21 protein-coding genes are annotated in these 19371 nt (G+C 74.2%); 15 read left to right on the forward strand and 6 right to left on the reverse strand.

Going from position 1 to position 19371, the window contains the following annotated elements; translation table 11 throughout:
* Positions 1 to 1467 carry a sigma 54-interacting transcriptional regulator gene (locus O2W14_RS15480; RefSeq protein WP_269177003.1) on the reverse strand — a complete coding sequence of 489 codons (1467 nt, stop codon included), beginning with the start codon at positions 1465 to 1467 and terminating at the stop codon, positions 1 to 3.
* Positions 1468 to 1544: 77 nt separating this feature from the next.
* Between O2W14_RS15480 and ilvA the strand changes: the two genes are divergently transcribed.
* The 4 genes from ilvA to O2W14_RS15500 all read left to right on the forward strand — a co-directional run bounded on the left by ilvA (position 1545) and on the right by O2W14_RS15500 (position 6935).
* Positions 1545 to 2771, forward strand: coding sequence for a threonine ammonia-lyase (ilvA, locus tag O2W14_RS15485; RefSeq protein ID WP_269177004.1), 1227 nt, complete (start codon positions 1545 to 1547; stop codon positions 2769 to 2771).
* A gap of 165 nt (positions 2772 to 2936) precedes the next feature.
* The gene (locus O2W14_RS15490) at positions 2937 to 3938 is read left to right on the forward strand and encodes an ATP-binding cassette domain-containing protein (RefSeq protein ID WP_269177005.1); all 1002 of its coding nucleotides are present in this window, start codon (positions 2937 to 2939) and stop codon (positions 3936 to 3938) included.
* Complete coding sequence (locus tag O2W14_RS15495; protein WP_269177006.1) at positions 3935 to 4738, forward strand: ABC transporter permease; 804 nt, start codon at positions 3935 to 3937, stop codon at positions 4736 to 4738. Before O2W14_RS15490 ends, O2W14_RS15495 begins: the two co-directional genes overlap by 4 nt.
* 118 nt (positions 4739 to 4856) lie before the next feature.
* Positions 4857 to 6935 carry a M3 family metallopeptidase gene (locus O2W14_RS15500; protein ID WP_269177007.1) on the forward strand — a complete coding sequence of 693 codons (2079 nt, stop codon included), beginning with the start codon at positions 4857 to 4859 and terminating at the stop codon, positions 6933 to 6935.
* 82 nt (positions 6936 to 7017) lie between these two features.
* On the opposite strand, the gene O2W14_RS15505 is transcribed toward O2W14_RS15500, so the two are convergent.
* From O2W14_RS15505 to greA, 3 genes are read right to left on the reverse strand one after another with little or no spacing between them, the layout of a single operon-like run.
* A complete protein-coding gene (locus tag O2W14_RS15505; protein WP_269177008.1) occupies positions 7018 to 7248 on the reverse strand; it encodes a hypothetical protein in 231 nt (76 codons plus the stop codon).
* Between the two features lie 39 nt (positions 7249 to 7287).
* On the reverse strand, positions 7288 to 7632 hold the full coding sequence (locus O2W14_RS15510) for an RNHCP domain-containing protein (protein ID WP_269177009.1): 345 nt from the start codon (positions 7630 to 7632) through the stop codon (positions 7288 to 7290).
* A gap of 8 nt (positions 7633 to 7640) precedes the next feature.
* On the reverse strand, positions 7641 to 8147 hold the full coding sequence (gene greA / locus O2W14_RS15515; RefSeq protein WP_269177010.1) for a transcription elongation factor GreA: 507 nt from the start codon (positions 8145 to 8147) through the stop codon (positions 7641 to 7643).
* Between the two features lie 238 nt (positions 8148 to 8385).
* Between greA and mca the strand changes: the two genes are divergently transcribed.
* Complete coding sequence (mca, locus tag O2W14_RS15520) at positions 8386 to 9273, forward strand: mycothiol conjugate amidase Mca (protein ID WP_269177011.1); 888 nt, start codon at positions 8386 to 8388, stop codon at positions 9271 to 9273.
* Entirely contained in the window at positions 9270 to 9611 is a 342-nt protein-coding gene (locus O2W14_RS15525; RefSeq protein ID WP_269177012.1) for a hypothetical protein, read from the forward strand. Before mca ends, O2W14_RS15525 begins: the two co-directional genes overlap by 4 nt.
* A 21-nt stretch (positions 9612 to 9632) precedes the next feature.
* On the opposite strand, the gene O2W14_RS15530 is transcribed toward O2W14_RS15525, so the two are convergent.
* Positions 9633 to 10193 (reverse strand): AMIN-like domain-containing (lipo)protein, encoded by a 561-nt coding sequence (locus O2W14_RS15530; protein WP_269177013.1) that lies wholly within the window; start codon positions 10191 to 10193, stop codon positions 9633 to 9635.
* A 255-nt stretch (positions 10194 to 10448) separates the two neighbouring features.
* Between O2W14_RS15530 and O2W14_RS15535 the strand changes: the two genes are divergently transcribed.
* From O2W14_RS15535 to O2W14_RS15545, 3 genes are read left to right on the forward strand one after another with little or no spacing between them, the layout of a single operon-like run.
* On the forward strand, positions 10449 to 11027 hold the full coding sequence (locus O2W14_RS15535) for a hypothetical protein (protein WP_163611445.1): 579 nt from the start codon (positions 10449 to 10451) through the stop codon (positions 11025 to 11027).
* A 42-nt stretch (positions 11028 to 11069) separates the two neighbouring features.
* Complete coding sequence (locus tag O2W14_RS15540) at positions 11070 to 12320, forward strand: geranylgeranyl reductase family protein (RefSeq protein WP_269177014.1); 1251 nt, start codon at positions 11070 to 11072, stop codon at positions 12318 to 12320.
* Between the two features lie 18 nt (positions 12321 to 12338).
* Complete coding sequence (locus O2W14_RS15545; protein WP_269177015.1) at positions 12339 to 12827, forward strand: SRPBCC domain-containing protein; 489 nt, start codon at positions 12339 to 12341, stop codon at positions 12825 to 12827.
* On the opposite strand, the gene trhA is transcribed toward O2W14_RS15545, so the two are convergent.
* Positions 12806 to 13633: a PAQR family membrane homeostasis protein TrhA gene (gene trhA / locus O2W14_RS15550; protein ID WP_269177016.1), complete on the reverse strand. Its 828-nt coding sequence runs from the start codon at positions 13631 to 13633 to the stop codon at positions 12806 to 12808. The genes O2W14_RS15545 and trhA overlap by 22 nt on opposite strands.
* 115 nt (positions 13634 to 13748) lie before the next feature.
* On the opposite strand from trhA, the gene O2W14_RS15555 reads away from it, so the two are divergent.
* The 6 genes from O2W14_RS15555 to O2W14_RS15580 all read left to right on the forward strand — a co-directional run bounded on the left by O2W14_RS15555 (position 13749) and on the right by O2W14_RS15580 (position 19302).
* Positions 13749 to 14528: an isoprenyl transferase gene (locus O2W14_RS15555; protein WP_269177017.1), complete on the forward strand. Its 780-nt coding sequence runs from the start codon at positions 13749 to 13751 to the stop codon at positions 14526 to 14528.
* 44 nt (positions 14529 to 14572) lie between these two features.
* Positions 14573 to 15790, forward strand: coding sequence for a DUF885 domain-containing protein (locus O2W14_RS15560; protein WP_269177018.1), 1218 nt, complete (start codon positions 14573 to 14575; stop codon positions 15788 to 15790).
* Positions 15787 to 15963, forward strand: coding sequence for a hypothetical protein (locus O2W14_RS15565; protein ID WP_269177019.1), 177 nt, complete (start codon positions 15787 to 15789; stop codon positions 15961 to 15963). Before O2W14_RS15560 ends, O2W14_RS15565 begins: the two co-directional genes overlap by 4 nt.
* Before the next feature lie 43 nt (positions 15964 to 16006).
* Positions 16007 to 16999: an ATP-binding cassette domain-containing protein gene (locus O2W14_RS15570; protein WP_269177020.1), complete on the forward strand. Its 993-nt coding sequence runs from the start codon at positions 16007 to 16009 to the stop codon at positions 16997 to 16999.
* Positions 16996 to 17784 (forward strand): ABC transporter permease, encoded by a 789-nt coding sequence (locus O2W14_RS15575; RefSeq protein WP_269177021.1) that lies wholly within the window; start codon positions 16996 to 16998, stop codon positions 17782 to 17784. The genes O2W14_RS15570 and O2W14_RS15575 overlap by 4 nt, the downstream gene beginning before the upstream one ends.
* Before the next feature lie 222 nt (positions 17785 to 18006).
* A complete protein-coding gene (locus tag O2W14_RS15580) occupies positions 18007 to 19302 on the forward strand; it encodes a PhoH family protein (RefSeq protein ID WP_269177022.1) in 1296 nt (431 codons plus the stop codon).
* Positions 19303 to 19371: the final 69 nt, after the last annotated feature.

Genomic DNA, 19371 nt, shown 5'->3' on the forward strand with positions numbered 1-19371 from the left:
TCAGGCCCCGTAGACCGTGCGCGAGCCGTCGGTGTCCTTGGCCAGCCGCCGGGTCAGCCACAGCCCCTCGAGCGCGAACTCGACGGCGGCCGCGGCCTGCTCGGCGGACTCCTCGCCCTCGGGCACCCCGAGCCGGCCCAGCAGCTGGGCCAGGTTCGGCACGGTGCCCAGCTGGCCGAGCAGCCGGGTGGCCGGCACCAGGTCGCCGGACTCGACGGTGTCGCCGCCGGTGAAGTGCTCCTGCAGGCCGGTCAGGTCCAGCCCGCCGCAGCGGGCGCGGAAGGTCTGCGCGGTGGCCTGCCGGAGCAGGTGCTCGAGCACCTCCAGGTCCCGGTCGTCGTCGCTGTCGGAGCCGGAGTCGGCGAACTCGACCTTGCCGCGGCTGGCCGGGACGATGCTGGGCAGGTCGACGACCCGGGCCACCGGTCGTGCCTCGCCGGCCACCGCGGCCCGCCGGACGGCGGAGGCCGCGACGGTCTCCAGGCCGGCGATGGCGAACCGGGCGCTGACGCCCGAGCGCTGGTCGACGTGACTGGACTCGCGCACCAGCCGGGTGAACCGGGCGACGATCTCCACCAGGTGCTCGGGCACCAGCGGGGTGTCCAGGGCGTCGTTGCTGAGCCAGGAGGTCTGCGCCTCCTGGTGCAGCAGCCGGATCTCGTCGGCGAGCTCCACGGGGTAGTGCGTGCGCACCTCGGCGCCGAAGCGGTCCTTGAGCGGGGTGATGATCCGCCCGCGGTTGGTGTAGTCCTCGGGGTTGGCGCTGGCGACCAGGAGCAGGTCCAGCGGCAGCCGCACGCGGTAGCCGCGGATCTGGATGTCGCGCTCCTCGAGCACGTTGAGCAGCGCCACCTGGATGCGCTCGGCCAGGTCGGGCAGCTCGTTGATGCTGAAGATGCCGCGGTTGGTGCGCGGCACCAGGCCGTAGTGGACCGTCTCGGGGTCGCCCAGGGTGCGGCCCTCGGCGACCTTGATCGGGTCGACGTCACCGATGAGGTCGCCGACGCTGGTGTCGGGGGTGGCCAGCTTCTCGCCGAAGCGCTCGCTGCGGTGCTGCCAGCCCACCGGGGTCGCGTCACCGTGCTCGGCGACCTGGCGGTGCCCCCAGACGCTGATCGGGGCCAGCGGGTGCTCGTTGAGCTCGCTGCCGGCGAGCACCGGCGTCCACTCGTCGAGCAGGCCGACCAGGGTGCGGATGAGGCGGGTCTTGCCCTGCCCGCGCTCGCCGAGCAGGACCAGGTCGTGGCCGGCGATGAGGGCGCGCTCGACCTCGGGGACGACGGTGTCCTCGAACCCGACGATGCCGGGCAGGGTGGGCTCACCGGCGGCGAGCCGGGCGAGCAGGTTGGCGCGCAGCTCGGCCTTGACCGGCCGGGCGGTGACCCCGGTGGCGCGGAGCTCACCGAGGGTCGTGGGAGCGGGAGGGGTGGGGGACTGCGAGGTCTGCTGCGGTGCGGCGTCCGTCACCTCGACCACGGTACGACGCAGGAGTGACAGTCGGGTGTCCGTCACGTGTGCGCCCGCCGGGCTGGGAGGATCGCGCCGTGGTCGCCCCGAGTGCAGTGCCCCTGGTCAGCGGAGCCGACGTCGAGGCGGCCGCCGCGCTGCTGGCCGGCGTCGTCCGCCGCACCCCGCTGGAGCACTCGCGGGCGCTGGCCGACCGGGTCGGCGGTCCGGTGTGGCTCAAGTGCGAGAACCTGCAGCGGGCCGGCTCGTTCAAGATCCGCGGCGCCTACACCCGGATCGCCCGGCTCACCGACGCCGAGCGCGCCCGCGGCGTCGTCGCCGCCAGCGCCGGCAACCACGCCCAGGGCGTCGCGCTGGCCGCCCGCGAGCTGGGTGCGGCGGCGACGGTCTTCATGCCCGAGAGCGCGCCGCTGCCCAAGGTGGCCGCCACCCGCGGGTACGGCGCGGAGGCCCGGCTCGGTGGGGCGACGCTGACCGAGGCGATGGTCTCGGCGGTCGAGTTCGCCGCCGCCACCGGCAAGGTCTTCATCCACCCCTTCGACCACCCCGACGTCATCGCCGGGCAGGGCACCGTGGGCCTGGAGGTCCTCGAGCAGTGCCCCGAGGTCGCCACGGTCGTCGTCTGCACCGGCGGCGGTGGGCTGGTGTCGGGGATGGCGGCCGCGGTCAAGGCCCGCCGTCCCGACGTCCGGGTCGTCGCGGTGCAGGCGGCTGCGGCCGCCGCCTTCCCCGCGTCGCTGGCCGCCGGGCACCCGGTGCAGCTGGCCGCGATGGCCACCATGGCCGACGGCATCGCCGTCGCGGCCCCCGGCGACCTCACCCTGGCCCACGTCGCCGGCCTGGTGGACGACGTCGTGACGGTGACCGAGGGCGACCTGTCCCGGGCGCTGCTGTTCTGCCTCGAGCGGGCCAAGTTGGTCGTCGAGCCGGCCGGGGTCGCCGCGGTCGCCGCCGTCCTCGCCGACCCCGGTGCCTTCGCCCCGCCGGTGGTCGCGGTCGTCTCCGGCGGCAACATCGACCCGGTGCTGATGATGAAGGTCGTCCAGCACGGCATGACCGCCGCCGGCCGCTACCTGTCGCTGCGGGTGACGGTGCCCGACCGGCCCGGCTCGCTGGCCGGGCTGCTGCGCGAGCTGGCCGGCCTGCGCGCCAACGTGCTCTCCGTCGAGCACGAGCGGACGACGCCGGCGCTCGACCTCGGTGAGGTGCTAGTGGGCGTCCACCTGGAGACCCAGGGCCCCGACCACGCCACCGCCGTGCTGGCCGCGCTGTCGGCCGCCGGCTACCCGGTGAGCGTCGACTGACCCACCGATGAGTTCCCCCGGCGGCGCCGGTCTCCACCTCCGACCCGCCGCCGCGCCCGGTGGCGGGGAGCCGTGCGTCGTCGGAGGAGTGCTCATGCAACGGACCCACCGGGTCTGCCGGGAAACCCCTGGGAACTGTCGGCGGGGGGCCCTACCGTGCGCGGCATGAACAACGCCGTCGTCGTCGAGGGGCTGGTCAAGCGCTTCGGGGAGAACACCGCGCTCGGTGGGGTCGACCTCACCGTGTCCGAGGGCACCGTCCTCGGGCTGCTGGGACCCAACGGGGCGGGCAAGACCACCGTCGTCCGGATCCTCAGCACCCTGCTGCGGCCCGACGGGGGCCGCGCCGAGGTCAACGGCCTCGACGTCGTGACCCAGGCCGGCCAGGTGCGCGCCACGATCGGGCTCACCGGCCAGTACGCCGCCGTCGACGAGTACCTGACCGGCCGGGAGAACCTGGAGATGGTCGGACGGCTGTACCGGCTCAGCGGCAAGGAGTCCCGCACCCGCGCCGGGGAGCTGCTGGAGCGCTTCGACCTCGTCGACGCCGCCGGGCGCCCGGCGAAGACCTACTCGGGGGGCATGCGCCGCCGGCTCGACATCGCCGCCTCGCTGATCGCCCGGCCGCGGGTGCTGTTCCTCGACGAGCCCACCACCGGGCTCGACCCGCGCAGCCGGCTGGGCATGTGGGAGTTCATCGCCGACCTGGTCCACGACGGGACGACGATCCTGCTCACCACCCAGTACCTGGAGGAGGCCGACCGCCTCGCCGACCGGATGGTGGTCATCGACCGCGGCCGGGTCATCGCCCGTGGCACCGCCGACGAGCTCAAGGCCCAGGTCGGCGGCGAGCGGCTGGAGCTCACCGTGCGCACCGCCGAGCAGCTGGCGGCGGTGGGCGAGGCGCTGCGGCCGCTGGCGCACGGCGAGCCGCAGGCCGACCCGCAGACCCGGCGGCTGTCGGTGCCGGTCACCGGCGGCACCGACACCCTGGCCGAGGCGCTCCGCCGGCTGTCCGGTGTCCGGGCCGAGATCCTCGACATCGGGCTGCGCCGACCCGACCTGGACGACGTCTTCCTCACCCTCACCGGCCACAGCGCCGAGGACGCCCAGCCGGCCGCCGAGACCACCGAGCACGACACCGTCAGCGCAGGAGCCCCCCGATGACCACCCTGGCCGAGACCGTCTCCGACAGCATCGTCATCACCCGGCGCAACCTGATCAAGGTCAAGCGGGTGCCCGACCTGATCGTCGCCGCGACCCTCTCGCCGATCATGTTCGTGGTGCTCTTCCGGTACGTCTTCGGTGGCGCGATCGAGCTGCCCGACGGCATCACCTACGCCGAGTTCCTGCTGCCCGGGATCTTCGCCCAGACGGTCATCTTCGGGTCCACGATCACCGGGGCGAGCCTCGCCGACGACATGCAGAAGGGGCTCATCGACCGGTTCCGGTCGCTGCCCATGTCGCGCTCGGCGGTGCTGATCGGTCGCACGGTCGCCGACCTGGGGCTCAACGCCTTCTCCATCATGGTGATGGCGGTGACCGGGCTGCTCGTGGGCTGGCGGATCAACAGCTCGATCGCCGAGGCGATCGGTGGGTTCCTCATCCTGCTGGTGTTCGCCTACGCCATCTCCTGGCTCATGGCGCTGGTCGGCCTGCTGGTGCGCACGCCCGAGGTCGTCAACAACGCCAGCTTCATCGTGATCTTCCCGCTGACGTTCGTCGCCAACACGTTCGTGCCGCTGGAGAGCTTCCCGACGGCCCTGCGGCGCTTCGCCGAGTGGAACCCGGTCTCCACGGTGACCCAGGCCTCTCGTGAGCTGTTCGGCAACATCCCGGCGAGTGCACCGGAGCCCGCGGCCTGGTCGCTGCAGAACCCGGTGCTCTACACGCTGCTGTGGGCGGTGGCGATCCTGGCGGTGTTCATCCCGCTGTCGGTGCGGGCGTACCTCCGCAGCACCCGCTGAGCAGGGGCCTCCTCGCCCCCCACCACGCGCAGGCTCGTGGCGGGCCCCTGCGAGGAGGCCGACCCCGGCCGGTCGTCCAGGTGACGGCCGGCCGGGGTGCGGGACGAAGATGGGGACGATGAGCACCGCTGAACCGGCTGCGACGCCGGCACCCGAGACCCTGTCCCCGGCCAACCCGTTCGCGGCCCCCTCGACGCTGCCCTACGAGCTGCCGCCCTTCGCCGACATCACCCTCGAGCACTGCCGCGAGGCGCTGGTGGCCGGGATGGCGGCCCAGCGGGCCGAGGTCGCCGCGCTGCTCGCCGACCCGGCCGCGCCCACCTTCGACAACACCGTGGTCGCCCTCGAGCGCTCCGGTGCGCTGCTGGGCCGGGCCGAGGCCGTCTTCTGGAACCTCTCCTCGTCGATGTCCAGCGACGAGCTGCGCGGGATCGAGCGCGAGGTGGCGCCGCTGTCGGCCGCGCACTCCGACGCGCTGCGGCTGGACCCGGCGCTGTTCGCCCGGATCGACGCCGTGCACGCCGGCCGGCACGAGGCGGGGCTGGACGACGAGCAGCTGCGCCTGGTCGAGCGGTACCACCTGGACTTCGTGCTCGCCGGGGCCGGACTCGACGACGCCGGGCGCGAGCAGCTCCGCGAGCTCAACCAGCGGCTGTCGGAGCTGTCGACCACCTTCGGGCAGAACCTGGTCGTGGCCACCGAGGCCGCCGCGGTGCTGGTCACCGACGCCGCCCAGCTCGACGGTCTGAGCCCGGCCGAGGTCGAGGCCGCGGCCGGGGCGGCCACCGAGCGCGGGCAGGAGGGCTTCCTGCTCACCCTGGTGCTGCCCTCGGGTCAGCCGGCGATGGCCAAGCTGCGCGACCGGGAGCTGCGACACCGGCTGCACGAGGCCTCGCTGACCCGCGCCTCGGCCGGTGAGCACGACAACGGGCCGATCGCCGCGGAGATGGCCCACCTGCGCGCCGTCCGCGCCCGGCTGCTGGGCTTCGACACCCACGCCGACCTGATCGCCGCCGACCAGACCGCCCGCACGTCGGCCGCCGTCGACGAGCTGCTCGGTGCACTGGTCACCCCGGCGATGGCCAACGCGCGCGCCGAGGCCGAGGTGCTCGCCGAGCTCGCCGCCGCCGACGGCGTCGAGCTGGCCGCCTGGGACTGGGCGTACTACTCCGAGCGGGTGCGCGCCGAGCGCTACGCCGTCGACAGCGGTGCCCTGCGCCCGTGGTTCGAGCTGGACCGGGTGCTCGTCGACGGTGTGTTCCGTGCCGCCGAGCTGCTCTACGGCTGCACGTTCACCCCGCGCCCGGACCTGCAGGGCTACCACCCCGACGTCCGGGTCTGGGAGGTCTTCGGCGCCGACGGTGCAGCGGTCGGGCTCTACCTCGGCGACTTCTTCGCCCGCGACGGCAAGCGCGGCGGGGCCTGGATGAGCTCCTTCGTCGACCAGTCGGAGCTGCTGGGCACCCGCCCGGTCGTCTTCAACTGCCTCAACGTCACCCGGGCCGCGGCCGGTCAGCCCACGCTGCTGACCATGGACGAGGTCACCACCCTCTTCCACGAGTTCGGACACGCGCTGCACGGGCTCTTCTCCGCCGTCACCTACCCGCGGTTCTCCGGCACCAGCGTGCCGCGGGACTTCGTGGAGTACCCGAGCCAGGTCAACGAGATGTGGGCGCTGTGGCCGGAGGTGCTCTCGCACTACGCCCGGCACGTGGAGACCGGCGAGCCGCTCGCCCAGGACGCCGTCGACGCGATGGAGGCCGCCGCGCTGTGGGGCGAGGGCTTCGCCACCGTCGAGTACCTGGGCGCCACGCTGCTGGACCAGGCCTGGCACCGGCTCACCCCCGACACCGAGGTCACCGACGCGCAGGCGTTCGAGGCCCGGGCGCTCGCCGACGCCGGCGTCGCCTTCGACCTGGTGCCCCCGCGCTACCGGACGACGTACTTCCAGCACGTCTTCGCCGGCGGCTACTCGGCCGGCTACTACTCCTACATCTGGTCGGAGGTGCTCGACGCCGACACCGTGGAGTGGTTCAAGGAGAACGGCGGGCTGCGCCGGGAGAACGGCGACGTCTTCCGCGGCCGGCTGCTGTCCCGTGGCGGCTCGGTCGACCCGCTGGGCGCCTTCCGCGCCGTGCGCGGCCGGGACGCCGACACCGGCCCGCTGCTCCGCCGCCGCGGCCTCACCCCGGCCTGACGTGGGTGGGCTCCGCGGACGACGTCCGCGGAGCCCACCGCCGTCCCACCTGCGCCCGGGCAGGACCGCCTGCGGGGAGGGGTCAGTACATGTCGTCGACGTACTCCGGCGCCTCGCCGGCCGGGAAGTCCTCGTAACCGGGCGGGGGCTGCTCGCCGTCCGGCGCGCAGGCGAGACCGGAGTCCGAGGGGTCCACGGTGCGCACCGGGTGCTCGCCGGAACTGCAGACGCGCTCCCGGTAGGAGCAGCCGCTCGCGCCCGCCGCCGTGAGCACGAGCAGCGGGACCAGCAGGGTCGTCAGGCGCCTCGACACGACGCGCAGCCTACGGAGCCGGCCCGGCGCCCGGGGGCCTCAGAGCCAGGGGAGCTCGAGCACCAGGTCCAGGTCGTCGGGCGCGGCGCCGTCCCGCACCAGGCGGTTGGGCTGGCGGTGGCCGCAGGCGGTGCAGCGGTGCACCACCTGCCAGCCCTTGCCCGACTTCTCCACCAGGCCGATCGGCTCCATCAGCTGCCGGCACTCGCTGGCCCGGTCCCCGGGCAGCTCGTCGACGTGCAGCGACCACAGGCACCACGGGCAGTGGTTGCGGTAGTGGCCGTCGGTGTTGGCCGGCACCAGCGTCGAGCAGTGCCCGCAGACGAAGTCGGTGTTCTCCGCCCGCCGCCCGCGGGCCCGCCCGCCGTCCACCGTGCTGGTCACGCGCTCGCTCAGGGGACGAACGGCTCGACGGCCAGGACCTTGACCGAGATCGTCTTGCCGTTGGGCGCGGTGTAGGTGACCGTCTCGTCCGGCGCGGCACCGATGATGGCCGCGCCCAGGGCCGACTCGGGGGAGTAGACGGTGAGGTCGGTCGTGCCGGCGATCTCGCGCGAGCCCAGCAGGAACTTCTCGGTGTCGTCCTCGTCGCCGTCGAAGGCGATGGTGATGACCGTGCCGAGCGCGGCGTTGGTGGCCTCGGTGGGCGCGGCGCCGACCTGGGCCTTGCGCAGCAGGTCGGTGAGCTGGCGGATGCGGCCCTCGGCCTTGCCCTGCTCCTCGCGCGCCGCGTGGTAGCCGCCGTTCTCCTTGAGGTCGCCCTCCTCGCGGCGGTCGTTGATCTCCTTGGCCATGGCCGGGCGGTTTGCGATCAGCTGGTCGAGCTCGGCCCGCAGCCGGTCATGGGCCTCCTGGGTCAACCAGACGCCCTGGTCCTGCTGGTCGGTGGGGGATCCCACGGATGACTCCCGGTGCTCATGAGGCGACCCCCGGCGACGGGGGTCCTCTCTGGTCAATCCGGGCAACCTAACACCGGCAGGTGGCCGTGTGCAGCCGTCCACAGGACGCCGACGTGGCGCGGGGCACACCAGGGGAGGCCCGGGTGCCCGGCCGGAGGGCCCGGGGGAGGGGGATGATGGGAGGCCAGCAGCACGGCATCGTCGGGCACGGGCCCGACGGGCGCAGCGAGGAGAGATCGTGACCGAACCGGACCAGTTGCGCCTGCTCGCGGTGCACGCCCACCCCGACGACGAGTCGAGCAAGGGCGCCGCGACCATGGCCAAGTACGTCGCCGAGGGCGCCCGCGTCCTGGTGGCCACCTGCACCGGTGGTGAGCGTGGCTCGGTGCTCAACCCGGCGATGGACCGCCCCGAGGTGTGGGAGCGGATGACCGAGATCCGCGCCGCGGAGATGGACCGCGCCCGCGAGATCCTCGGCGTCGAGCAGGAGTTCCTCGGCTTCGTCGACTCCGGCCTGCCTGAGGGCGACCCGCTGCCGCCGCTGCCGGAGGGCTGCTTCGCGCTGGTGCCCCTCGAGGAGGCCGCCGCGCCGCTGGTCGAGCTGATCCGCCGCTTCAAGCCGCAGGTGATGACCACCTACGACGAGCGCGGTGGCTACCCGCACCCCGACCACATCAAGACCCACGAGGTCTCGATGTACGCCTTCGAGGCCGCCGCCGACCCCGACCGGTACCCCGACCTGGGCGAGCCGTGGCAGGTCAGCAAGGTCTACTACCAGATGGGCTTCACCCTCCCGCGCACGAAGGCGCTGCACGAGGCGGTGCTGGCCACCGGCGGTGAGTCGCCGTACACGGAGTGGCTGGCCAACTGGGACCCGGCCAACGACATCTCCCACCGGGTGACCACGCGGGTGCCGTGCGCCGAGTACTTCCCGGTGCGGGACGCCGCGCTGATCGCCCACGCCACGCAGATCGACCCGACCGGGCGCTGGTTCTCCGTGCCGCTGGACCTGCAGACCCAGACCTGGCCGACCGAGGACTACGAGCTGGTGCGCTCGGTGGTCGACGCCTCGACGCCCGAGGACGACCTGTTCGCCGGCGTCCGCACCTCCGAGCGCGTCTCGTGACCGAGGCGTGGACGGTCCTGGCCGCCGCCCAGCAGCAGGTGCCCGAGGACGTCGGCAAGGCCGGCCCGCTGGGGCTGCTGATGATGGTCCTGCTGCTCATCGTTGTGCTGTTCCTGGGCCGGTCGATGGGCCGGCACATCAAGAAGGTCCCGGTCAGCTTCGACCCGGCCGACCAGCCGGTCTCGGTGCCCGACAGCCCCGCGGAGCTGATCGACGGCCCGCAGCCGCGGCAGGTCCCGCAGCCGGGGCAGGAGCTGCTGGACACCCTGCGCCGGGCACCGCTGGCCATCGAGCCGCCGCGCCCCGGGGACGACGGCCGGCCGCAGCCCCGGGGCTGACGGCCGGCCGCGCCCTGCGGCCTACCAGCGGTGCGCCACGTCGATGACCAGTCGGTCACCGGCGGCGCCGGGGAGCACGGACACCCGGAAGGGCAGTGTCGCGCGGGTCCCGACGGCGAGGGTGGTGTAGCCCTCGAAGCTCCCCGCCCAGGCCACCTGGCGGAGCGTGCGGTAGCCGGTCACCGGCACGACCGAGCGCTCGTCGGCCACGCGCACGGTCGGCCGGCCGGCCGCGTCGTACGCCGGTGCGTGCACCACGACCTGCAGCGCGGCGCCGCCGAGGACGGGCACCGGCGTGCCCGAGCCGTCCCGGTGCACGACCGGGACGTAGCGGACGTCGTACCCGCCGAGCGGGCGGCCGCGGAGGTCGACCACCAGACGGTCGAAGCAGGCGTGCTGGCCGGCGCGGACACCGGTCACGGCGACGCCGGCCGAGGTGCCGGCGTCTCTCTCGGGGGTCGAGCCCCAGGTGATGCCGCAGTAGGAGGCGGCGGCCGTGGCCGGGCCGGTGAGGCCCAGCACGGACCCCGCGCTCACGGCGAGGACGAGCAGGAGACGGGACAGGGGACGGGGACGGTTCATGGCGGACCTCCTGGTGTGATGTGCGCCACAGAGAGCGTCCTGCGACACGCCGGTCGGCACCAGATCCCGAGGGACACAGCGACCGCCGAACTCGCGCGTGCCCGTTGGTCACTTCTCGTCGTCGTTGTCCAGCGCCACCGTCCGGGGTGGCCGCGGCGCCGTGGGCGGCGGTCCGCTCAGAGCGCAACGGCGGGAGGGTGCAGCGGCTGATTACATGATTACAGTCGGGTCGTCCGCATCCCTGAGGAGGAACCCGTGCACGCACACCACCGTTTCCCGCCCGAGGGCTTCCCCGGTCGTGGCCGGGCCCGTGGCCGGTCCGCCGACGCCCCGCCGCCGGTCGAGCGCGCCGAGGTCGCCGGCTGGTTCGCCGGCCGGCTGCCCGACGGGTGGTTCACCGGACCGGTCGAGCTGAGCATCGACCGCGACGAGATCACCGTCGTCGGCGCCGTCCCCGAGCCCGACGCCGGCGACGGCGACCCGACCGCCGCCCGCGCCGGCCGCATCGCCCGCTTCCGCGAGCAGACCCGCGGCCAGCGGATGGAGATCGCCGACGCCGCCCAGGCCCGCTACGGCCGGTCGGTCGCCTGGGGCGCCACCTGTGGCGACGTCCGCGAGGTGTTCACCACCCTGTCGGTGCCGGTGATGACCCGGCTGCGCCAGCCCGAGCGGATGGTCCTGGACACCCTGGTCGACGCCGGGGTCGCCCGGTCCCGGTCGGAGGCGCTGGTCTGGGCCGTCCGGCTGGTCGGTGAGCACAGCGACGACTGGCTGACCGAGCTGCGCGAGGCCATGGCCCACGTCGAGGAGGTCCGCGCCCGCGGGCCCCGCTGACGGTCCGCCGGGCCCGTCGCCGGGCAGGGGACACTGGACCGCGTGCCTGAGACCGCAGACCCGACCGACACCGACGTGCTCGTGGTCGGTGCCGGTCCGGCCGGCTCCGCGGCCGCGGCCTGGGCCGCCCGGGACGGCGCCGACGTCGTCCTGGCCGACGCCGCCGTGTTCCCCCGGGACAAGACCTGCGGCGACGGGCTGACCCCGCGGGCGATCGCCGAGCTGGACCTGCTGGGGCTCGGCGACTGGGTCCGCGGGCACGCCCGCAACCGGGGCCTGCGCGCGTCCGGCTTCGGCCAGGAGCTGCTGCTGCCCTGGCCCGGCGGTGCGCTGCCCGACCACGGTGGCGCGGTGCCGCGGACGCAGCTCGACGCCCGCATCCGGCAGGTCGCGCTGGACTCCGGGGCCGCGCCGCTGGAGGGCGCCCGGGCCGTGGACGTCGAGCGCGAGGGCGACCGGGTGTCCGCGGTGGTGTTCCGCCGTCCCGACGACACGACGACGACGGTGCGCTGCCGGAAGCTGGTCGTGGCCGACGGCGTCCGCTCGCCGCTGGGCAGGGTGCTGGGCCGGGAGTGGCACCAGGACACCGCCTACGGCGTCGCCGCCCGCGGCTACGTGACCAGCGGCCGCAGCGACGACGAGTGGATCTCCTCCCACCTGGAGCTCCGCGGCGCCGAGGGGGAGCTGCTGTCGGGCTACGGCTGGGTCTTCCCGCTGGGCGCCGCGGCAGGCGAGGTGAACGTCGGGGTCGGCACGCTGGCCACCGGGAAGCGCCCGGCCGAGGTGCGGCTGCGCAGCCTGCTGGAGCTCTACACCGACCAGCGGCGCCAGGAGTGGCAGATCGAGGGCGCGGTGCGGGCCCCGGCGTCCGCGCTGCTGCCGATGGGCGGGGCCGTGTCCGGGGTGGCCGGGCGCAACTGGGCGCTGGTCGGCGACGCCGCCGGGTGCGTCAACCCGCTCAACGGCGAGGGCATCGACTACGGCCTGGAGACCGGCCGCGAGGTGGTCGGGCTGTTCGGCGAGGACGACTGGTCGCAGGCCTGGCCGGCGACCCTGCGCCGGCACTACGGCGAGGCGTTCTCCATCGCCCGCCGGCTGGCCGGGCTGCTCACCGTGCCGCGGCTGCTCCCGGCGGCCGGCCCGGTGGGCATGCGGTCGAAGGTGCTGATGACCGTCGCGCTGCGGGTGATGGGCAACCTGGTCACCGAGTCCGACCGGGACGTCGTCGCCCGCGCCTGGCGGCTGGCCGGCCGCGCCTCCCTGCGCCTGGACCACCGCCCGCCCTTCACCTGATCAGGGCAGGATCGCGCCGTGCGGATCGCGGGGGTGCTGGGTCGTGTCGGTGCCGAGGGCGTCGACCACGGCCTGACCCTCGCCGCCCCCGTCGACGACGTCTGGGCCGCGCTGGTGGAGCCCGACCGGGCCGCCGCCTGGCTGGGCCGCCTCGAGCCGGGGCCGCAGCGGGCCGGTGACCGGTTCGCCGTCCGGCACGACGGGACGACGACGTCGGAGCACACGGTGGTGACCTGGGCACCGGGCCGCCGGCTGGAGCTGACCTGGGAGTTCCCCGGCGAGCAGCCCAGCCGCCTGGCCGTCGCGCTCGCCCCGACGGCCGCCGGGACCCGGCTCGCCCTGCGGCACACCGGTCTCGAGGACCCGGTCGCCTACGCGGCCGGCTGGCACCGGCATCTGGAGCACCTCGGAGCGCACCTGGCCGGCGCGCAGGGCCCGCCGGCCTGGGCCGGCTACGACGAGCTGGTCGAGCGCTACCGGGTCGTTCAGACGAAGGGCGAGTTGTAGAGCGTGAAGTAGACGGCGATGTAGTGGCAGGTGGCGGCCACGATGGTCATCGCGTGGAAGACCTCGTGGTAGCCGAACGTGCCCGGCCACGGGTTGGGGCGCTTCATCGCGTAGGCGACCGCACCGATGCTGTAGAGCACGCCGCCGACGGCCAGCAGCACCATCGCCGTGACGCCCACCAGACGCACGATGTCGACCAGCACGAACACCGCCGCCCAGCCCAGGACCAGGTAGATCGGCACCCCGAGCCAGCGCGGGGCGTGCGGCCAGACCACCTTGAGCGCCACACCGAGGGCGGCACCGGTCCAGACCGCGGCGAGCAGCCACCAGCCGGTCGGCTCGGGGACCGCCAGGAAGGCGAAGGGCGTGTACGTGCCGGCGATGAACAGGAAGATCATCGAGTGGTCGGCGCGTTTCATCAGCTTCCAGCCGCGCGGTGACCACCGCCGCCGGTGGTAGGTGGCGCTGACGCCGAAGAGCCCGAGGATGGTCAGGCAGTAGAGGGCCACCGGCCACCCGGCCCGCGCGCCCTGGACGAACGCGAGCGGGATGAGCACCGCCCCGGCGACGATCGCGCCGAAGAAGGCGAACAGGTGCAGCCAGCCGCGCATCCGCGGCCGGGTGTCGGGGTGGTCGTAGTCGGCGTCGCCGTAGTCGGTGAGCAGGTGGTCGCCCTGGTGGGTGACGCCCTCGACCCGCTCGCCCTCCTCGCGGACGGCGGTCAGCGCCTGGCCGAGCGGTGCCTCGAGCTCGGCGCCGTCAGCGGTGACCCGGACGTCGTCCCCGCTGTCTGAGGAGGAGGTCATGACCCGAGGTTAGGCAGCGCGCTGGGTGCCGTCACCCCGAGCGCCCTGTGAGGTCGCCGGGAGCCGCGCCGGGCCGCCGCCAGCCGTCCGGGCGCCGGGGACCTACTGTGACCACGTGGGGCTGCGCCAGGAGATCCGGGACGCGCTCACGGTCGTCTACGAGCACCGGCTGGCCCGCGGTCTGGTGGGCGCCGACACGCCGCGGCACGTGGGCGTGATCATCGACGGCAACCGCCGCTGGGCCAAGGCGATCGGCCTGGAGGACGTCAGCGAGGGACACCGCCGCGGCGCGGACAAGATCGCCGACCTGCTCACCTGGTGCGACGAGGCCGGGGTCGAGGTGGTCACCCTCTTCCTGCTCTCCACCGACAACCTCACCCGCCCCGAGCCCGAGCTCACCCCGCTGCTGCGGATCATCGAGGGCGTCGCGCAGGACCTCGCCGGCTCCGCACGGCGCTGGCACCTGCGCGCGGTCGGCGCCCTGGAGCTGCTGCCGCCGGAGACCGTCGCCGTCCTGACCCAGGCCGAGCACGACACCCGCGACCGGCCCGGCGCCACGGTCAACCTCGCGGTCGGCTACGGCGGGCGGCGCGAGATCGCCGACGCCGTCCGCTCGCTGCTGGCCGAGCACGTCGAGCGCGGGACGACGCTGCCGGAGCTGATCGAGGTGCTGGACGTCGAGCACATCGCCGAGCACCTCTACACCCGCGGCCAGCCCGACCCCGACCTGGTGATCCGCACCAGCGGCGAGCAGCGGCTGTCGGGCTTCCTGACCTGGCAGACCGCGCACTCGGAGTTCTACTTCACCGACGTCTACTGGCCGGAGTTCCGCCGGGTCGACTTCCTGCGCGCCCTGCGGGCCTACGCCGCCCGGCACCGCCGCTTCGGCAGCTGAGGGCCCTGCCCGGGCCCGGCCCGACCGGCTGGGAGACTGCAGGCATGGCAGCCGGTGCGGTCGACGTCCCCCTGGAGTACGTGCGGCTGGGGCTGCGCTTCGACCGGCTCGAGCCCGGGTTCGTCGACGCCTACACCGGTGACCCGCGGGTGCGGGCCCGGGTGGCCGACGAGCCGGCGCCCACCGCGCCGCAGCTGCGCGACCAGGCCCGCGGGCTGCTGGCCGAGCTCGACTCCGCGGCCCTGCCGGCCGGGCGCACGGCGTTCCTGCGCGGGCAGCTGACCGGCCTGGAGTGCTCGGCCCGCAAGCTGGGCGGGGAGCCGGTCGGCTTCATCGACGAGGTCGAGGCCTACTTCCAGGTGCGGGTCACCCTCGGCGACCCGGCCGAGTACGCCGCCGCGCACGCCGAGCTGGAGCAGTTGCTGCCCGGCAGCGGCACCCTGTCCGAGCGCTACGCGGTGCACCGCCGGCGCGAGGAGTGCCCGCCGGCGAAGCTGGGGACGGCGGTGCACGCGCTGTCCTCGGCGCTGCGGGACCGGGTCCGGGCGCAGTACGGGCTGCCCGAGGCCGAGACGGTGACCTACGAGGTGGTCACCGACAAGCCGTGGTCGGGCTTCAACTACTACGAGGGCGACTTCCACTCGCGGGTGGCGATCAACGCCGACCTGCCGCACCGGCTGAGCCAGCTGCCGCACCTGGTCGCCCACGAGGCCTACCCCGGCCACCACACCGAGCACTGCCGCAAGGAGATGGGCCTGGTCGAGCGCCAGCACCACGTCGAGCACACCGTCTTCCTGGTCAACACCCCCGAGTGCCTGATGGCCGAGGGGCTGGCCGACCTGGGCGTCGAGGCCGCGATCGGCGAGGGCTGGGGCCCGTGGGCCGCCGAGGTGCTCGGCGACCTGGGCCTGCGCCTCGACGGGCACCTGGCCGAGCGGATCGCCGCCGCCGCGGCCCCGCTGAACCGGGTCCGCCAGGACGCCGCGATCCTGCTGCACGACCGGCACGCCGACCCCGACGTGGTCACCGCCCACCTGCAGCGCTGGGGCCTGGTCAGCCACGACCGGGCGGTGCAGCAGCTGCGCTTCCTCACCGACCCGCTGTGGCGGGCCTACATCTCCACCTACGTCGAGGGCTACGACCTGCTCGCCGCGTGGCTGGCCGCCCGGCCGGCCGGGCAGCCGGTGGCCGACCGGTTCCTGCGCCTGCTCGACGAGCCGCTGACCCCGGCCGGGGTCGGCGCCGAGCTCGCGGCCGGGTGACGCGCCGGACGGCGGGGGAGCGGCGCACGCTGGGCCTGTGGACGGCGGGCTGGCTGCTGCTCTTCCTCCTCATCGGGCTGCTGTGGGTCGGGGACGCGTCCCTGATGTGGCCGGTGCTGTTCGTGCCGGTGGTCTGGGCGGCGGTCGCGCTCCGGCCACGCCGGGACGGCTGAACACGGTCGACTTCCGTCGGTGCCCGGGTGGACACTGCGCGGCGTGATCCACGCCCGCGGCCTGGCCCGCACCTTCCGCAAGAAGAAGCAGGAGGTGCACGCCGTCGCCGGGGTGGACCTCGACGTCGAGGCTGGGGAGATCGTCGGCTTCCTCGGCCCCAACGGCGCCGGCAAGACCACCACCCTGCGGATGCTCACCACCCTGCTCGCCCCCACCTCGGGCACCGCGACGGTGGCCGGCTGCGACCTGATCGGCGACCCGGTCGGGGTGCGCCGCCGGATCGGCTACGTCTCCCAGAGCGGGTCGACCGCACCCGAGGCGCGCGCCGGGGAGGAGGTCGTCGACCACGCCCGGCTCTACGGCATCAGCACCGCCGAGGCCACCACGCGGGGCCAGCAGCTGTTCCGCGACCTGGACCTCGACGGCCTCTGGGAGCGCCAGCCCAAGACGATGTCCGGTGGGCAGCGGCGGCGGCTGGACATCGCGCTGGGGCTGGTGCACGTGCCCGGCCTGGTCTTCCTCGACGAGCCCACGACCGGGCTGGACCCGCAGGCCCGGGCGAACCTGTGGCAGCACATCCGCGGCCTGCGCGAGGAGCGCGGGACGACGGTCTTCCTCACCACCCACTACCTCGACGAGGCCGACGCGCTCTGCGACCGGATCCTGGTCATCGACGCGGGCTCCATCGTCGCCAGCGGTACGCCGGACGAGCTGAAGTCCGACGTCGGCGGTGACGTGCTGACCGTGACCGTCGAGCGCGCCGAGCAGGCGGCCCAGGTGGCTGCGCTGATGGCGGCCCTGCCGGGTGCGGAGGCCCCGCAGGTCACCGACACCCGGGTGGTCGGCCGGGCACCGCACGGCGGCGCTGCGCTGGTCGCGCTGGTGCGCGAGCTGGACGCCGCCGGGGTCGCGGTGGCCGGCATCGAGAGCCGGCGGCCCAGCCTGGACGACGTGTTCCTCGGCCTCACCGGCCGGTCCCTGCGCGAGGAGTCCGCGCCCGCCCGCCCCGCCGAGCAGCTGGAGACCGCGCGATGACCGGCACCACCACGAGTGCGCTGGCGACCAGCAACCTGGCCCGCGACACCTACACCGTCTTCGCCCGGGCCATGCGGATGTCGCTGCGCAACCCGGCCTGGCTGGTGATCAGCCTGATGCAGCCTGTCCTCTACATCCTGCTGTTCGGCCCGCTGCTGGAGCCGCTGTCCGGGCAGCTGGGCGGCTCCAACGCCTACCAGGTGTTCGTCCCCGGCATCCTCGTGCAGCTGGGCATCTTCGGGGCGCTGTTCGTCGGGTTCGGCCTGATCGCCGAGTACCGGGCCGGCGTCATCGAGAGCCAGCGGGTCACCCCGGCCAGCCGCACCGCGCTGCTGCTCGGGCGGGTGCTGCGCGACGTCGTCGTCCTGCTGGTGCAGGGCACGCTGTTGGTGCTGGTCGCCATCCCGCTGGGGCTGCGGGCGCCGCTGGTCGGCGTCGTCCTCACGCTGGTGGTCATCGGCCTGCTGGGCGCGGCGTTCGCGTCGGTGTCCTACGCGCTGGCCCTGACGCTGAAGAGCGAGGACGCGTTCGCCCCGCTGCTCAACGCCGTCGTCCTGCCGGTGCTGCTGCTGTCGGGCATCCTGTTGCCGATGACGCTGGCCCCGGGCTGGCTGCAGGCGGTCAGCGACGTGAACCCGCTCAAGCACGTCGTGGAGGGCACCCGGTCGTTGTTCGACGGCGACTACTCCAGCGGCACCGTGTGGTGGGGCCTCGGGCTGACGGTGGCGATGGGCGTGGCCGGGTGGTGGTTCGGCGTCCGACGTTTCCGGCAGGAGTCCAGCTGACGAACTGACGCCCTCGCGTCACACGTTCGCGTGTCAACGGGGTGCTCCTGTCGGTGGCAGGGCCTAGCGTCCGCGGTGGAGGACGAGCTCACCTCGTCGTCCACGGGAGGCCCGGTTGGTGCGACTCAGGTTGTTCACCAAGGGGGCCGCGTCCCGGCCCCAGCGCCGGGACCCGGCCACCCTCGAGCCGGGGCGCGCCGTGCGCCCCACGGGAGTCGACTCGTGACCACTCGCCGCACGTTCGTCCTCGACACCTCCGTCCTGCTCTCCGACCCGGGCGCGCTGCTGCGCTTCGAGGGGCACGACGTGGTGCTGCCCCTGGTGGTCATCAGCGAGCTGGAGGCCAAGCGCGACCACCCCGAACTCGGGTGGTTCGCCCGGCAGACGCTGCGCGCCCTCGACGACCTGCGGGTCCTGCACGGCCGGCTCGACGCCCCCGTCCCGGTCGGTGACGCCGGCAGCACGCTGCACGTCGAGCTCAACCACAGCGACGCGTCGGTGCTGCCCGCCGGCTTCCGCAACGACAGCAACGACAGCCGGATCATGGTCGTGGCGCTCAACCTCCGCGCGGACGGCAAGGACGTCTGCCTGGTCACCAAGGACGTGCCGCTGCGGGTCAAGGCCGCCGCCCTGGGCCTGGAGACCGACGAGTACCGGGCGCTGGGCGCCGTCGACGCCGGCTGGACCGGGATGGCCGAGCTGGGGCTGGCGGAGGAGGAGATCCAGGCCCTCTACGAGCACGGGACGGCGCACGTCCCGGCCGCCGCCGAGCTGCCCACCCACACCGGGCTGGTGCTGATGAGCGGCCGCGGTTCCGCCTTGGGGCGGGTGGCCCCGGACAAGTCGGTGCGGCTGGTGCGCGGTGACCGCGACGCCTTCGGGCTGCACGGCCGCTCGGCCGAGCAGCGGATCGCCCTGGACCTGCTGCTGGACCCCGAGATCGGCATCGTGTCGATGGGCGGGCGCGCCGGCACCGGCAAGTCCGCGCTCGCGCTGTGCGCCGGACTGGAGTCGGTGATGGAGCGCCGGGCGCACAAGAAGGTCGTCATCTTCCGGCCGCTGTACGCCGTCGGCGGGCAGGAGCTGGGTTACCTGCCCGGCGGTGGCGAGGAGAAGATGGCGCCTTGGGCGCAGGCGGTCTTCGACACCCTCGGCGCGCTGGTGTCCGCCGCCGTGCTGGAGGAGATCATCGCCCGCGGGCTGATCGAGGTGCTGCCGCTGACCCACATCCGCGGCCGGTCGCTGCACGACTCGTTCGTGATCGTCGACGAGGCGCAGTCGCTCGAGCGCGGGGTGCTGCTGACCGTGCTGTCGCGGCTGGGCACCAACTCCCGCGTCGTCCTCACCCACGACGTCGCCCAGCGGGACAACCTCCGCGTCGGCCGCCACGACGGCGTGACCGCCGTGATCGAGGCGCTGAAGGGACACCCCCTGTTCGCCCACGTCACCCTCACCCGCTCCGAGCGCTCCCCGATCGCCGCCCTGGTGACGGAGATGCTGGAGGACCTCCCGCTCTGACCACGTTGCACGCACTCCGGTCGCTGTGCACGTGGTGCAGCCCGTGCACAGCGACCGAAGAGCGTGCAG

The organism is Modestobacter sp. VKM Ac-2986, from assembly GCF_026967795.1.
GTDB lineage: Bacteria > Actinomycetota > Actinomycetes > Mycobacteriales > Geodermatophilaceae > Modestobacter.

Excerpts from the sequence above, each read along its gene's own strand:
- O2W14_RS15495 (WP_269177006.1), top strand. The coding sequence starts at position 3,935 with ATGACCACCCTGGCCGAGACCGTCTCCGACAGCATCGTCATCACCCGG.
- O2W14_RS15530 (WP_269177013.1), bottom strand. The coding sequence starts at position 10,193 with ATGAACCGTCCCCGTCCCCTGTCCCGTCTCCTGCTCGTCCTCGCCGTG.
- O2W14_RS15500 (WP_269177007.1), top strand. The coding sequence starts at position 4,857 with ATGAGCACCGCTGAACCGGCTGCGACGCCGGCACCCGAGACCCTGTCC.
- O2W14_RS15575 (WP_269177021.1), top strand. The coding sequence starts at position 16,996 with ATGACCGGCACCACCACGAGTGCGCTGGCGACCAGCAACCTGGCCCGC.
- O2W14_RS15560 (WP_269177018.1), top strand. The coding sequence starts at position 14,573 with ATGGCAGCCGGTGCGGTCGACGTCCCCCTGGAGTACGTGCGGCTGGGG.
- O2W14_RS15490 (WP_269177005.1), top strand. The coding sequence starts at position 2,937 with ATGAACAACGCCGTCGTCGTCGAGGGGCTGGTCAAGCGCTTCGGGGAG.
- trhA (WP_269177016.1), bottom strand. The coding sequence starts at position 13,633 with ATGACCTCCTCCTCAGACAGCGGGGACGACGTCCGGGTCACCGCTGAC.